The sequence below is a fragment of the Pseudomonas vranovensis DSM 16006 genome (assembly GCF_000425805.1).
GTDB classification, from domain to species: domain Bacteria; phylum Pseudomonadota; class Gammaproteobacteria; order Pseudomonadales; family Pseudomonadaceae; genus Aquipseudomonas; species Aquipseudomonas vranovensis.
In genome coordinates, this window is record NZ_KE384457.1 from 177,113 (window position 1) to 193,053 (window position 15,941).

8 protein-coding genes are annotated in these 15,941 nt (G+C 62.7%); 4 read left to right on the top strand and 4 right to left on the bottom strand.

What is annotated here, in order from left to right:
• Nucleotides 1-46: 46 nt before the first annotated feature.
• Nucleotides 47-346, bottom strand: a complete 300-nt coding sequence (locus tag H621_RS0124720) for a PilZ domain-containing protein (protein ID WP_028945948.1) — start codon at nt 344-346, stop codon at nt 47-49.
• 271 nt (nt 347-617) lie between these two features.
• Here H621_RS0124720 and rssB point away from each other — a divergent pair, with 271 nt between their 5' ends.
• Both rssB and rssC read left to right on the top strand, forming a co-directional pair.
• The gene (gene rssB, locus H621_RS0124725) at nt 618-1,802 is read left to right on the top strand and encodes a two-component system response regulator RssB (RefSeq protein ID WP_028945949.1); all 1,185 of its coding nucleotides are present in this window, start codon (nt 618-620) and stop codon (nt 1,800-1,802) included.
• A complete protein-coding gene (gene rssC, locus H621_RS0124730; RefSeq protein ID WP_028945950.1) occupies nt 1,799-2,281 on the top strand; it encodes an anti-sigma factor antagonist RssC in 483 nt (160 codons plus the stop codon). The genes rssB and rssC overlap by 4 nt, the downstream gene beginning before the upstream one ends.
• Nucleotides 2,282-2,320: 39 nt before the next feature.
• Here the strand turns inward: rssC and H621_RS0124735 are convergent, their stop codons facing one another.
• The 3 genes from H621_RS0124735 to dusA form a co-directional block, all read right to left on the bottom strand.
• Entirely contained in the window at nt 2,321-4,225 is a 1,905-nt protein-coding gene (locus tag H621_RS0124735; RefSeq protein WP_028945951.1) for an alkaline phosphatase D family protein, read from the bottom strand.
• Between the two features lie 130 nt (nt 4,226-4,355).
• Nucleotides 4,356-5,282, bottom strand: a complete 927-nt coding sequence (gene tal / locus H621_RS0124740) for a transaldolase (RefSeq protein WP_028945952.1) — start codon at nt 5,280-5,282, stop codon at nt 4,356-4,358.
• Between the two features lie 124 nt (nt 5,283-5,406).
• A complete protein-coding gene (gene dusA / locus H621_RS0124745) occupies nt 5,407-6,417 on the bottom strand; it encodes a tRNA dihydrouridine(20/20a) synthase DusA (protein ID WP_028945953.1) in 1,011 nt (336 codons plus the stop codon).
• Nucleotides 6,418-6,937: 520 nt separating this feature from the next.
• Between dusA and H621_RS0124750 the strand changes: the two genes are divergently transcribed.
• Nucleotides 6,938-14,461, top strand: coding sequence for a type I polyketide synthase (locus tag H621_RS0124750; RefSeq protein WP_028945954.1), 7,524 nt, complete (start codon nt 6,938-6,940; stop codon nt 14,459-14,461).
• Between the two features lie 22 nt (nt 14,462-14,483).
• Entirely contained in the window at nt 14,484-15,836 is a 1,353-nt protein-coding gene (locus H621_RS0124755) for an aminotransferase class I/II-fold pyridoxal phosphate-dependent enzyme (protein WP_028945955.1), read from the top strand.
• Nucleotides 15,837-15,941: the final 105 nt, after the last annotated feature.

Sequence of the window (15,941 nt, forward strand, 5' to 3'; positions counted from 1 at the left end):
TTGAAAAAAAGGCGACCCCAGGGTCGCCTTTTTTGTGCATGCGGATTCAGATCAGTCTGATAATGCGCAGGCCGAGCTTTTGTTGGCCCCGGGGCTGGTCGGCGATCCACACCACTTCGGTGCTGGCCTGAAGGCCCGTGAGCGCAGGATGCTCGGAGTCGATATGCACCTCGAGGTTGTCGCCCACCTTGAACTGACGAGGCGACTGAATCTGCATGCCGCTGCTGGAAAGGTCCAGGCAGATGGCTGCAACGACCTGTCCCGCATGGATGAGGCTCACGCCCGCATCTACCTGCATTCGTATGAAGTCGCGTTTCTCGCTGTAGTCCGTAGGCGTTGAGGTCATACCTGCATCCTTCCATTGCGTTGCGGTTCGAAGGGTTTTTATAACTCCCGGCTCTTTAGCCTGTAAAGAGCAGCGGCGGGCATCGGCGTACCCTTGAAACGCCCGGCGGATGGGAGTACCGTCTGCGCCTTACAGGGCACCTCTGCTAGTTGCCGGACAGCCTGTCTTGTCCTACAACTCATAGAAGAGTGGCTAGAAGCGAATCCAGTATGCGTGCTCAAGCCTTGTCGAGCGCGCCTACGCCAACCTAATTCTGGCGCCGTTTGCCCACATGCAGAAAACCAGTGCAACGCTGCTGATAATCGATGACGACGACGTCGTACGTGCGAGTCTCGCCGCCTACCTTGAAGACAGTGGTTTCAGTGTCCTGCAAGCGAGTAATGGCCAGCAGGGCCTCCAGGTCTTCGAACAGCACCAGCCCGATCTTGTGATCTGCGATCTGCGCATGCCGCAAATGGGCGGTCTGGAGCTGATTCGCCAGGTGACCGAGCGTGCCCCCGAGTTGCCGGTGATCGTGGTCTCTGGCGCCGGGGTCATGAACGACGCGGTCGAGGCGTTGCGCCTGGGCGCCGCCGATTACCTGATCAAGCCCCTGGAAGACCTTGCGGTACTGGAGCATTCGGTACGCCGTGCGCTGGATCGAGCTCACCTGGTGCTGGAAAACCAGCGTTACCGGGAAAAACTCGAGACCGCCAACCGCGAACTGGAAGCCAGCTTGCATTTACTGCAAGAAGACCAGACGGCCGGGCGCCAGGTGCAGATGAACATGCTGCCGGAAAGCCCCTGGGTCGCCGACGAACTGTCGTTCGAGCACCAGATTATTCCGTCGCTGTACCTGTCGGGTGACTTTGCCGACTATTTTCGGGTCGATGAGCGCCGCATCGCTTTCTACCTGGCAGACGTTTCCGGGCACGGGGCGTCGTCGGCATTCGTGACGGTGCTGTTGAAGTTCATGACGACCCGGCTGTTGTTCGAATTCAAGCGCAGCGCGGCCCTGCGTGACTTCAAGCCGTCGGAAGTCCTCGGGCATATCAACCGCGGCCTGATCAACTGCAAGTTGGGCAAGCACGTAACGATGGTCGGTGGTGTAATCGACGAAGACACTGGCATCATGACCTACAGCATTGGCGGCCACTTGCCGCTGCCCGTGCTCTATACCCCGGGCCAGAGCCGTTATCTGGAAGGCCGCGGTTTGCCGGTCGGATTGTTCGAAGAGGCAACTTACCAGGATCACGTCCTGGAGTTGCCACCGCAGTTCAGCCTGACACTGCTCTCTGATGGCATTCTGGACCTTTTGCCTGGGGAAACACTCAAAGATAAAGAAGCGGCCCTGCCTGAAATCATCAAGGCCGCAGGAGGCAGCCTGGATGGGCTGCGCCAACGATTCGGATTGGCTACGCTTGGGGAGATGCCGGATGATATCGCCCTATTGGTGTTGAGCAGGAACCTTCAATGAGTACGGGTAGAATCCAGTTCGCCGAGCAGAGCGGCACCTTTGTGCTGAAGTTCGTCGGTGAAGTGCGCCTGACCTTGTGTTCGGCGCTGGATGCGACGATTGAAAAGATCTTCACGGCGCTGAATTTCTCGGCGATCGTCATCGATCTGACAGAAACCGAAAGCATCGACAGCACCACCCTGGGTTTGCTGGCCAAACTCTCGATCCTGTCGCGGCAGAAGGTCGGGCTGCTGCCTACCGTGGTGACCACCAACCCGGACATCTCGCGGTTGCTGCAGTCGATGGGCTTCGATCAGGTGTTCAACATCGTCGATCGGCCGATCCCGTGCCCGGAGTGCCTGACCGACCTGCCTTCCCAGGACCAGAGCGAAGATATCGTGCGCTCCAAGGTGCTTGAGGCCCACAAGATCCTCATGGGCCTGAACGACTCCAATCGTGAAGCCTTTCATGACCTGGTCAACGCCCTCGAGCGGACCTGACCCGTACAACAGGCGCCTCATGGCGCCTGCCTTTCCCGGCTAGTCCGTTGCCCTTGGCGGGAACTCGGTTTTTGCTGCGCCATTGGCGTTGAGCTGGAATATCCGCTGCGGCTGCCCTTGTTCATTGAAAAACACCTGGCCCAGGCCTGCGCTGTTCCATAGCCGCTCGCCGGCCTTGCTGTGCGCGGGCGTACGTGGAATGACTTCCATCTGGCGACGCTTGGTCAGCCAGTTGAGGGGAGAGCGGGGTGAATACAGCCAGCGGTTCAGGCGGTCGAATATATCCAGCAGGCGCCGCGGAAACTCGTTCTTGATGCCGCTGCTGGTGATCTGCCACAAGTGCGGGCTGCGCTGGCGGTGGCGGATCAGTACTTCATAGACAAACGAGTAATGCACATCGCCCGACAGCACCACGTAATGCCCCGGTGTGCGCGAATGTCGGAAGATGTTCAGAATCACCTGGGCAGCGCCGCGGTGGGCCATCCAGTTCTCCGCATCGACCAGCAGGGGATAGCCTAGCCAGCTGAACGCCCGCTGCACCGTCTCGATCAGCTTGACGCCGAAGATGGGGGCGGGCGACACGATGATGGCCGAGGGGTGGTCGAGCAAGGCTTGCTGCAGTTCACTCAAGGCCTCCCAGTCGAGCAGGCCGGACGGCTTCTTGAAGTTGCTTTCGCTACGCCAGCGGCGAGTTCGGGTATCGAGCACCAGCAGTGGCGGATTGCTTGGCAGTACAAACTGCCAGCCCTGGAAGCGCAGCACGTCCTCGATCAGGGCATCTTGCAATGGAGCATCCAGGGGCTGGTCGGCCAAAGCGCTCTGGCTCAATGCCTGGCATTTGAGTATCAGGTGTCGGCAGGCGTCGGGGTCGTTGCCCCAGCCTTGGCACAGCAAATAGGCGAGCAGTGCATTGCCGATGATGCGTTTGGAAAACGGATGACCGTAGGCGGTCTCCTCCCATTGCGCCGACAGGTTCCAGTCATCGGTAATGTCGTGGTCGTCGAAAATCATCAGGCTTGGCAGGTGTGCCAGCACCCGGGCGACCCCGCCCAGGCCGCTGACGAAGCCCAGGATCAACTGCTGCTCCTGCTCGAAGCGCTCCTGACGCTGCTCGGTGAGCCCGGCCGGCATCTGCACGTCGACCAGCGTCCACGGTACCGGCGACCACACCAGCAGGTACATGGCCATGACCTCGGCAAAAGTCACCAGGTGATTGTCGGCATTGCTGCTGGTGAAGATCGGCTTGCGTGCGCCACCAAAAAAGCGCTCGCGCAGGGTTTCGTTGCTTTCCAGTGCAGGCAGCAGGTCAGCGCGGTGGTAATAGCTGGCGGCGTGCCGGTAGAGCGCCTGGCTGTCATCGACCACGGCGCCCTCCAGTTGCTCGTCAAACAGCTCCAGTCGCTCGATCAATGCATGAATGGCGCGCAGCATGGGCCCGGCGACGTCATCGGCATACACCTGGTCGCCACTCATCATCAGCAGGGCCGGGCGCGCCGTGGGGTTGGTGCATTCCATCAGCAGGCGGTCTGCACACAGCAAGCCGTCGGCGGCAGGGTGGTGCGGCTTGCGACAGGAACCGTGGAGCAGATGTTCAAGGCGTGAACGAAGGACGAAGCTCGGCTGCCGGGCGCCGTCGTAGAGCAAGTGCGGGGCCCATTGGGCGATGCCTTGGGGGCCGGCATCGGTTTGCAGGATCAGGTCATAGTCGATCTGCTCATCGCAGGGCAACGGATTGTCGAGGTGAATGTCGATCAGGTGTACGAAGGCCTGGCGACCGATAGGCATGACCTGGCAGTCGATGCTGGGGGTAATGCCTGTAACATTCAACGCCAGCGCTGGCTGCAGGGGCTGCGAGGCGACCAGCCAGAACACCATCCGTTGTGATTCGAGGCGGCGCAACAGGGGGCCGGCCAGTACGGCGGGTAGTGCAGAAAGTTCAGGCATCAGATCTCTGAAAGCAAAGTCAAAAGCATCGCGGGTCAAGCCCGCTCCTACAGCCGGTAGGAGCGGGCTTGACCCGCGAAAAGGAAAGAATGCTCCGCATTCCTCGCCTCAGTGGCAAACCCGATTTGTATCAGGCTTTTGCAGCCAGCAAAGCCTCAAGTTTTTCCTGGTCCCGTGCAAACTGACGAATCCCCTCGGCCAGCTTCTCGGTGGCCATGGCGTCTTCGTTGGATGCCCAGCGGAACTGCGCCTCGCTCAGGTGCTGGCGTGGCTCGCCCTTGTTGCCCGGCTTGAGGGTGCGCGGCAGGTCGCCCTGGTCGTCACTGAGCTGTTGCAGCAGTTCGGGGCTGATGGTCAGTCGGTCGCAGCCAGCCAGTTGCTCGATCTGGCCAATGTTGCGGAAGCTCGCGCCCATGACCACGGTGTTGTAACCGTTGGTCTTGTAGTAGTCGTAGATTCGCGTCACCGACTGCACGCCCGGGTCTTCGGCGCCAACATACTCCTTGCCGGTGGACTTCTTGTACCAGTCGTAGATACGGCCCACGAACGGCGAAATCAGGAACACCCCGGCGTCGGCACAGGCTTGTGCCTGGGCAAACGAGAACAACAGCGTGAGGTTGGTCTGGATGCCTTCCTTCTCCAGCTTCTCGGCGGCCCGAATACCTTCCCAGGTCGAAGCCAGCTTGATCAGCACGCGGTCGCGGCCAATACCGGCCTTGTCGTACAGCTCGATTAACTGGCGGGCCTTGGCCAGCAAGGCAGGTTCATCGAAAGACAGCCGGGCATCGACTTCGGTAGAGATACGCCCCGGAATCACCTTGAGAATGCCGGCGCCAATGGCCACGGCAAAGGTGTCACAGGCAAGGCCGACATCGCCCTTGCCGTGTTCGACCGACTGCTTGAGCAGATCTGCATAGCCGGGCATCGCTGCGGCCTTGAGCAGCAGCGAAGGGTTGGTGGTGGCGTCGACCGGTTTCAGACGGCTGATGGCATCAATATCACCCGTGTCAGCAACTACAGTGGTGAACTGCTTGAGTTGTTCCAGCTTGGAGGTCATGGGCGTGCTCTGTCCTGTGCGGTGGATCGACATTACCCGAGCGTTGCCAGCCGCTCAAGGGCTGGCAGGTACGCCGGGGCAAAGGATAAGACTTCGAGTCCGCAAGTGGGCACAGGTTCCGGAGTCAGCGCCCCTGCAACAGCTCGCCGGCCTGATCGAGCAGTGCCAGAGGGTCGTTGGTCTTGTGGATATCCACCGACAGCAACTGACGGAACTTGCGCGCCCCCGGGAAGCCCTGGCCAAGGCCAAGGATGTGCCGGGTCACATGGTGCATGGCGCCGCCCGATGCCAAGTGCGCGGCGATATAGGGGCGCAGCTTGGACAGTGCCTCACTGCGGCTGATCACCGGCGCCTGGCTGCCGAACAACTGTTGGTCAACCTCGGCCAGCACATACGGATTGTGGTAGGCCTCGCGGCCAAGCATCACCCCGTCGAACGTCTGCAGATGCTCCCGGCACTCGGCCAGGGTCTTGATACCGCCGTTGAGCACGATCTCCAGATCAGGGAAGTCGGCCTTCAGTTGTGCAGCTACGTCATAACGCAGCGGTGGAATCTCGCGGTTCTCTTTTGGCGACAGCCCTTCAAGAATCGCAATGCGTGCATGCACGGTAAAACTGCGGCAGCCGGCATCACGCACCTGGCCAACGAAATCACACAGCTCGGCATAACTGTCGCGCCCGTTGATCCCGATACGATGTTTTACCGTTACCGGAATCTGCACCGCATCTTGCATCGCCTTGACGCAATCGCCTACCAAAGCCGGGTGCCCCATCAGGCAGGCGCCGATCATGTTGTTCTGCACCCGATCGCTAGGGCAGCCGACATTGAGGTTCACCTCATCGTACCCGGCATCCTGGGCCAGCTTGGCGCAGGCCGCCAGATCCGCCGGCACACTGCCGCCCAGTTGCAAGGCCAGGGGGTGTTCGGCTTCGTCATGGCGCAAAAAGCGCTCGGTATCGCCGTGCAACAGGGCGCCGGTGGTGACCATCTCGGTATAGAGCAGGGCGTTGCTGGAGAGTAGGCGCAGAAAGAATCTGCAGTGCCTATCAGTCCAATCCATCATCGGCGCAACGCTGAAGCGGCGCGAGGGCTCAGAACGTGGATTTACAGAAGTTGACGCAGTAGTGGCTGGCATTGGTGCTCGGGATCTGTCGCGGTAAGCCGGCATTCTACCAAGAGCGCGTGGGATTCGCCTGTCAGTAGTCGCAAGTTCGTTGGCCGCCAACAATCAGTAGTGCCGGAGGCGCTCGGGAGGAAAATGAGCGTTGGGGGGGCAGGGCTGTCACAAAAACCTCTTTTTGTGCCGTTATGATCCACGCCTTTAAGCGGCGGGTTGAAAACGAGGCCAAATATCAGCCCGGCCTTGCGACCAATTCTCACTCACGTGAACCACTTCGAACATTCGTGCCGCCACCCGCCGCTTTGGGTTTTCCCTGGCCGGTCATACCGCGTATCATTCCTACAATATTTCTGAAGATTTCCTACGTGATGCGTGTAGGCCATTAGCCTTGCACCCTCTCTGTGCGCAGCAAGGCAAGCTCCAGATAACAATGATCCGCAGGTGACGTTTAACGACTTGCCAAAAGAATATGGCCTGGCACGCCGGCTGTCCGATGGATGGGATGGTGCCCGGAAGAGTTTTAAAGGAATGGGTTTTGACAAAGCGTAGACAGGTAGCAATTGTTGGTTGTTCTTTCCGTTTTCCCGGCTCTACCACGAGCAGCTTCTGGCAGAACTTGATGGCCGGGCGGGACCTGGTTACCCAGGTCGACGCCTCGCGCTGGGACCATGCCGAGTTCCTGCACCCGGACAAAGCCAACCCGGCTACCAGTTATACCTTCGCAGCCGGCACCCTGGGCGACGTCAGTGCATTCGATGCGGGCTTCTTCAATATCTCGCCACGCGAAGCGGCGGTGATGGACCCGCAGCAACGCATGTTGCTGGAAATGTGCTGGGAAACTTTCGAGAACGCCGGCGTCAAGCCGTCCAGCCTGCGTGGCAGCAATTGTGGTGTGTACCTGGGCATCGCCGCGGTGGAGCAGGCGTATCGCCTGGTGGAAGACATGGCCTCGATCGACGCCGCCACCGCCACTGGCAATACCATGAGCATCGCGGCCAATCGCCTGTCGTTCTTCTACGACCTGCGCGGCCCGAGCATGGCTATCGATACGGCCTGTTCGTCTTCGCTCGTGGCCTTTCACCAGGCCTGCCAGGCCATTCTCAGTGGTGATATCGATCAGGCTGTGACTGGCGGCATCAGCCTGCACATGCACCCGTTCGGTTTCATGATCTTCGCCAAGGCCTCGATGCTGTCGCGCACCGGGCGTTGCCACTCCTTCGACGAGAGCGGTGATGGGTATGCGCGCTCCGAGGGCGGTGGTTTGTTCCTGCTCAAGGACTACGACCAGGCCGTGGCCGACGGCAACCCGATCCTGGCCGTGGTCGCCGCCAGTGCGGTGAACACCGATGGCCGCAAGTCGAGCCTGACCCTGCCCAATGCCGATGCCCAGGCCGCGCTTCTCAAGCACGCTTACGCCAAGGCCGGTATCGATCCTTCGCAGCTTGATTACCTGGAAGCGCATGGCACGGGTACTGCGGTGGGTGACCCGGTCGAGACCCGCGCCATCGGTGAAGCCCTGGGCCAGGTCCGTGGCGCCGGCAATCCGTTGCCGATCGGCTCGGTCAAGAGCAACCTGGGCCACCTGGAAGCAGCCTCCGGTGTTGCCGGCCTGATGAAGGCGCTCAATTGCCTGATCGAACGCAAAGTGCCGGCCACCATCGGTGTCGAGGAGCTCAACCCGAATATTGCGTTTGCCGACCTTAACCTCAAGGTCGTGACCCAGACCCACGCACTCAAGCCAGAGGGCCAGTTGACCGTCGGGGTCAACTCCTTCGGTTTCGGCGGCGCCAACGCGCACGTCATTCTGCAAAGCCCTGAGCCGCTTCCGGCGTCTGCCGCACCGACCCAGGCGCGCCGCCTGCCATTGATGCTCAGCGCCAAGGATACCAACGGCTTGCGTGCCACCGCCGAACGCTTTGCCGACTACCTGGCCGCGCACCCCGAGGCCAATTACTACGACGTGGCCTACCAGGCCATGTTCCGTCGTGACGCCCACTCGCATCGCTTGCTGCTGATCAGCGCCGATCCGGCCGAGGCCGCCCAGGCGCTGGCGGACTATGCCGACGATCCGAGTCTCAGCGAGCTGAGCTCGGTGCTCGAGGCCGGCCAGGCGCTGGACAAGGTCCAGGGGCCGGTCTTCGTCTACTCCGGCAACGGTTCACAGTGGCAGGGCATGGGCAGCGCGATGCTCGGCAACCCGCTGTTCGAGGCTGCCGTGGCTGAAGTCGATGCCATTTTCCAACCGCTGGCGGGCTATTCGCTGCGCGCCGAGCTGCTCGGTGAAAACGGTGAAGACCGCTACGTACGCACTGAAATCGCCCAGCCGGCGCTGTTCGCCTTGCAAGTGGCGGTCACCCGTGTGTTGGCAGCCCAGGGCTTCCATCCGGCGGCAGTGATTGGCCACAGCGTGGGTGAAGTGGCCGCTGCCTGGGCCTGCGGTGCATTGAGCCTGGAAGACGCCACACAGGTCATTTTCCACCGCAGCCGCCTGCAGGGCCTGACCCGTGGCAGCGGCCAGATGACCGCCGTGGGCCTGTCGGGCGAAGCCACCGCCGCCGTGCTGGGTGAGCTGGGTCTGGACAGCCAGTTGGTAGTCGCCGGCGAAAACAGTGCCCGTGGCGCCACGGTCGCTGGTGGTGTCGAGGCGTTGACCGCGCTTGAAGAGGTGCTCACCGAGCGTCAGGTGTTCGCCCGCCGCCTGGGCCTGGACTATGCCTTCCATTCCCCGGCGATGAACCCGATCGAACAGCAGGTCATTGCTGACCTTGCACACATTCAGCCGCGCAGCGGCGATATCCCGTTCTACTCGACCGTCGTTGGCGGCGAGCTGGACGGCCAGCGCCTGGACAGCCGCTACTGGTGGCAGAACATCCGCTTCCCGGTGTTGTTCCAGGGCGCGATGGACGCCTTGGCGGGGCAGGGCTTCAACCTCTACGTCGAAGTCGGTCCGCACCCGATCCTGCGCGGTTATGTCACCGACGCCCTGAATGCGCGCGAGCTCGCTGGCCAAGTGATCGGCACCTTGCTGCGCAAGGACAACAGCCCGGCGTTGCTGGAACGTTGCGTGGCCAAGCTGCTGATTGCTGGCGCCGAGCCGGACTGGCAGCCGCACTTCCCGGTGGCCGGCAACAACCTGCGCCTGCCGAACTACACCTGGCAGCGAGACCACTTCCAGCTGCCGGTCAGCGCCGAGTCCTTCGGCGTACTGCAGCGCGAGCGTGTACACCCGCTGCTGGGCTATCCATTGGCCGACCGCGCGCTGACGTGGGAAAACCGTCTCGATACACAACTGTTCCCCACCTTGGGCGATCACAAGGTCGGTGAGTCGGTGCTGTTCCCCGGCGCCGGTTTCACCGAGCTGGCATTGGCGGTGGCCTTGCTGCACCAGCCGGGCGAGTTCGTCGATATCGAAGAACTGGAAATTCATAACCCGTTGCTGCTCGGCAGCGAAGGCAGCAAGAAAATCCGCGTCAACGTTGAAGAGGCAGACGGCACCTTGCGCGTTACCTCGCGCACGTTGGCCCAGCGTGAAGAGTGGGTGCAGCACGTGGTGGCGCGCCTGCCGGGTGAAGCCCGTGGCGTGCTGCTCGGTGGTCGTGCACCGGCACTGCCGCAGCGCCCGGCGGACTTCACCGGCGAGCAGCACCTGGCGCTGACCTGCGCGGTTGGCCTGAACTACGGCCCGGCCTACCAGGCGGTATCTGCCGTGTGGGTAGAGCCTGCGCGCGTGCTGGCGCAACTGAGCGTGCCTGATGCCATCGCCGCTGAACTGGCCTCGCTGCACCTGCACCCGGCCTTGCTCGACGGCGCTTTCCAGTTGATCACCGAACTGCTGGTCAGCCAACCGGGCAGCAACAAGGGCCTGGCGTTCATTCCGGTCAAGTTCGGTCGTATCGCCTTTGCCAAGGCCGGCGGTGTGCCGTGCCTGGCCGAGGTCGTGCAGCTCAAACGCACCGAGCATTCGTTGCTGGTGGATTTCACCCTGTTCGATGCGGCCGGCGAAGCCGTGCTGTTTATCAAGGATGCGCGCTTCCGTGGCGTGCGCCTGCAGCGAGACCGCTCTGGCGACATCAAGCGCATGGCCCACGTCGGGGTTGTTGCACCGGGCCAGGTCGTTCCGGTGTTGCGTGAGGCCCAGGCCGGCACGCCGCTGGTGGGCCACCTGCAAGGGCTGGGTGACGAAGCCGTGCAGGCGCGTTACCTCAATGAAGTCGAGCCGTTGCTCGACGCCCTGTGTTCCAGCTTTGTCCTCGACCTGATCGAGCAGGCCGGCGGCCAGTTGAGCGCCGAGCAGGTTGCCCTGTGGTCGCAGCACGAAGGCGTGCCCGGTGACTACCTGGCCACCTTGCTGCGCCATGGCCATGACGATGGCAGCCTGAGCCGTGATGCCGACGGCAACTGGCAGATGGTCGAGGCGGGCGAGCGTCCTGCCTCCGAGGACATCTGGCAGGAGCTGTTCAGGAGCTACCCGGAACACTTCCAGATCATTCATTCGGTCGGCCGTATCGGCCGCCACTTGCCGACCCTGCTGGAGGGTACCCAGGCCCTTGAACAACTGCTGCCGCGAGAAACCAGCGGGGCCAACCTGGTACGCCTGGTACTGGGTGCAGCGGGCCAGCAACGCCTGCTTGCCGGGGTGCGTGAGACCCTCGCCCAACGATTGGCCACTTTGCCGGCGGGTCAGCGCTTGCGCGTACTGGAGCTCGGCTTTGGTGGCCAGTCCTTTATCGAGTCGCTGTACGCGGGTATCGACTTTGATCGCGTCGACTACAGCTACTGCGTTCAGGAGCCGGAGCTGGCGCAGATGCTGCGCGACGATTGCCCGGCGCTGGATATCATCGGCTTTGATCAACTGGCCGATGCCCGTGCGTTCGACTGGGTACTGGCGCCCACTGACCTGGCGGCGCTGGACAGCATCGGTGAAGCCTTGCGCCAGGCCGCGAGCCGGCTCAGTCCGCACGGCCAACTGGCCTTGCTGGCGCAGCACCCGGCGCGCTGGGCCGACTTCGTCTTCGGTGCCCAGGCCGACTGGTGGCTGGCGGGCCCGCAACAGGCGTTGTCGCGGCAGCAGCGGCCATCGTTCTGGCTGCATGAACTGCAGCGCCACGGCCTGACCCTGACCCACACCCTGGAAGCCTTGCCAGGCACTGCCTGTGGCAGTTACCTGTTGCTGGCCGAAAATGCCGACAGCAAATGCGCACCCGCATCCGACGTTGCGATGCAACGCTGGGCCGTGCTGGCCGAAGCCGGGCAGGGCGCCGCTGCGCAATTGGCCCAGGCCCTGCGCGAGCAAGGCCAGCAGGTCAGCCTGCTGCTGCCAGGCGATGCGCAGGCGCTGGCACAGCAGCTCGCTGCATTGGACCAGGCACCGGAGCAGCTCCTGCACCTGGTCGGGTTCGATACCGACCATGGCCTTGATGGCCAGGGCCTGCGCTGCATGCAGGCGGCTGCTCTGGTCCAGGCGTGCGAGTCGCTTGGCATGGCGCCGCAATGCTGGCTGTTGACCCGCGGCGCTGCCACTCACCTGTACGCTGGTGAGAACGCCGGGAACGTCGATGCCATCGCCGATGCTGCGTTCTGGGGCTTCGGCCGCACCTTGGCGAACGAGTCGGCCAGTTGCAAGGTCCGCCTGCTCGACCTGGCCTTCAGTGCACCGATCGACAGCCTGCTGCCAGCGCTGTTGCACGCCGATAGCGAGACCGAGCTTGCGATCACTGCCGATGGCCAACGCTACGTACCGCGTTTGCGCGTGTTGCACGATCAGGCCCAGGTAGTAGGTGATACCGACAAGCGCATCAGCTTGGGCTTCGACCTGCCCGGCCAGTTGCGCAACCTGCGCTGGGAAGTGCGCGAGCCGCGCCTGCCTGCCCCGGACGAGCTGGACATTGCCGTGCGGGCCACCGGCCTGAACTTCCGCGACGTGATGTTCGCCCTTGGCTTGCTGTCGGATGAAGCCATCGAAAACGGCTTCTCCGGGCCGACTCTGGGCTTTGAGTTCTCTGGCGTGGTGCAGGGCAAAGGCGCCGATGTACTTGGCGATTTCGCCCCGGGCGACCGTGTGGTGGGCTTCGGACCGTGCAGCTTTGCCAACCGCCTGGTGACCAACGCCAACGCCGTGGCGCGCATTCCGGATGGCATGTCGTTCGAGGCGGCGGCGACCATTCCAAGTACGTTTTTCACCGTGTACTACGCCCTGCATTACCTGGCGCGCCTGGAGCCAGGCGAGAAGGTGCTGATCCATGGCGCCGCCGGTGGCGTGGGCATCGCTGCGATCCAGATCGCCAAGTGGTGCGGCGCGGAGATCTACGCCACCGCCGGCAGCGACGAAAAGCGCGATTTCCTGCGCCTGCTCGGTGTCGACAAGGTGTTCGATTCACGCTCCCTGGCCTATGCCGACGAAGTGCTGGCGATGACCGGCGGGCGAGGCGTCGACGTGGTGCTCAACTCCCTGGCGGGCGAAGCGATCAACCGCAACCTGCGGGTGCTCAAGCCGTTTGGCCGGTTCCTGGAACTGGGCAAGCGTGACTTCTACCAGAACACCCGCATCGGCCTGCGTCCGTTCCGCAACAACATCAGTTACTTTGGTATCGATGCCGACCAACTGATGAGCGAGCGCCCGGACCTGACCCGACGCCTGTTCGCGCAGATGATGGCGCTCTTCGAGCAGGGCATCCTCCACCCGTTACCGTTCCGCGAGTTCGATGCCAACCAGGTGGTCGAGGCCTTCCGCTACATGCAGCAGGCCCGACAGATCGGCAAGATCGTGGTCACCTATGGCAACCCGATCGAACAACTGGTGGAAACCCGCCAACAGCCGGTTCAGCACCTGCAGCTCAGTGCTGATGCCACCTACCTGGTCACTGGCGGCCTGGGCGGTTTCGGCCTGCGCACGGCGCAGTGGCTGGTGGATAAAGGTGCGCGCCACCTGGTGTTGCTCGGCCGCCGTGGCCCGGCCAGCGTCGAGGCGCAACCAGCCCTGGCGGCATGGCAGGCCCAGGGTATCGATGTGCAGGCCCTGGCCTGCGATATCACCGACGCGCAGCAGCTGCGCGCTGTATTCGAACGCATCAATGCCAGCGCTTATCCATTGCGCGGCCTGGTACATGCGGCCACGGTGATCGATGACAGTCTTATTCGCAACCTCGATGCCGAGCAGTTGCAGCGTGTGCTGGAACCCAAGGCCAAGGGTGCGCAATACCTGCACGAACTGACCCGTGAGCTGGCATTGGACTTCTTCGTGATGTTCTCGTCGGCCACCACCCTGTTCGGCAACCCCGGGCAGGCCAACTACGTGGCGGCCAACCATTGGCTCGAAGCCCTGGCCCGCCATCGCCGCAGCCTGGGGCTGGCAGCTACCGCCGTGCTCTGGGGCGCCATCGACGACGTCGGCTTCCTGGCCCGCAACGCGCAGATCAAGGATGCCCTGCAAAGCCGTATGGGCGGTGCAGCCCTGCGGGCCGAGGTGGCGCTGGCGCACCTGGAGCAGATGCTGCTCAAGGGTGACGATGGTGTCGGTGTGCTCGAGCTGGAATGGAAGGCCTTGTCGCGCTTCCTGCCCAGTGCGGCGACACCGCGCTTCGTTGAGCTGGTCCGTGCCCACGGCGGCGAACAGGACGACGACAACGACGCCGAAGACATTCAGCGCATGCTTGCCGAGCTTGACGATGAACAAGTGTTGGAGCGCTTTGTCGAGCTGCTCAAGCACGAAGTCTGCGAAATCCTCCGGTTGCCGGCCGCGCGCCTGGACACCCAGCGCCCGCTGCAAGAGTTGGGGCTGGACTCGCTGATGAGTGTCGAGTTGGTCGTCGCGCTGGAAGAGCGTTTCGGCATTCGCTTGCCGGTCATGGAGCTCAGCGAAAGCTCCAGCATCGACAAACTCAGCGTGCGCATTCTGGAGTTGCTGCGCGGTGATGGCGGGGCCAACGAAGCGTCGGCACCTGCCGCCGTTGCCGAGAACGTACTGGCCCGCCACGGCAGCGAGCTGAGCCGTGAGCAAATCGCTGAACTTAACGCCGAGCTTGCCGATAACACTGCAGTCCCTAACCGTTTGATTGAGTGATGTTTGATTGAGTGATAGTCCGATGACTGCAAAAACGCCCACCGGCCTTGGCGCTGGTATCAAGCAGCGGCTGATCCAGCAAGCACTGGAACGCCGTCGCAGCGAGGCGGGCGATACGGCCGGCGGCGCGACCCTGGAGCAGGCACAACAGGCGGCGCTCAAAGTGCCCGAGGCGTTCTACCGCTTCGACCAGCACCCCGGCTATCAGCAGTTGCGGGTGATGCAGCAGAGCGCTGCCCGTCTGGGTCTGGCCAATCCGTTCTTTCGTATGCACGAAGGTACGGCGGGTGCAGAAACCTGCATCGGCAGCCGCGAGTACATCAACTTTGCCAGTTACAACTACCTTGGCTATTCAGGTCACCCGGTAGTGGCCGAAGCGGCCAAGGCCGCGATTGATCGCTATGGCACCTCGGTGTCGGCCAGTCGGCCAGTGTCGGGTGACCGCCCGTTGCACCGCGAACTGGAGCGTGAGCTGGCGAACCTCTATGAGGTCGACGATGCCGTGGTGTTTGTCAGTGGCCACGCCACCAACGTCACCACCATTGGCTACCTGTTCGGCCCGCGTGACCTGGTGCTGCATGACGAACTGATCCACAACAGCGTGCTGCAGGGCATCCAGTTGTCGGGGGCGCGGCGCTTGAGCTTCGCCCATAACGACTGGCAGGCACTGGACCGGATTCTGCTCGAACAGCGCCAGCACTTCGAGCGGGTGCTGGTGGTGGTCGAAGGCATCTACAGCATGGATGGTGACTACCCGGACCTGCCGCGTTTCGTCGAGCTCAAACGCAAGCACAAAGTCTTCCTCATGGTCGACGAGGCGCACTCACTGGGGGTGATGGGCGCGACCGGCAAAGGCATTCGCGAGCATTTCGGCCTGGCGGGTGATGACGTCGATATCTGGATGGGAACCTTGAGCAAGACCCTGGCCAGCTGTGGCGGTTACATTGCTGGCAACACGGCGCTGGTGGAGCACCTCAAGTTCCTGGCGCCGGGGTTTTTGTACAGCGTGGGCATACCGCCTTCGGTGACCGCTTCGGCGCTGGCGGCGCTCAAGTGCATGGTGGGTGATCAGGGGCGTGTGCAGACCGTACAGGCCCGTGGCGAACTGTTCCTGCGCCTGGCCAAAGCGGCCGGCCTGGATACCGCCACCAGCACCGGGCTTGCGGTAATCCCGGTGATTACCGGCAGCTCGTTCAAGGCAGGGCGGTTGTCGAGTGCGTTGTTCGAGCGCGGCATCAATGCGCAGCCGATCCTCTACCCGGCAGTGCCGGAGAAGGCGGCGCGGGTGCGGTTCTTCGTGTCTTGCGAACACACCGAGGAACAGATCATCAGCACCGTGGCCATCGTCGCCGAAGAGATGGCCAGACTTTCGTGATGTATCGCGGGGCGAGGCTGCTCCCACCCCACCGAGCGACTGCTGCGCAGTCGATCGCAGCCTCGTGCCTCGGCAGCGGCTACAGATTACCGGCGTAGCCGCTGG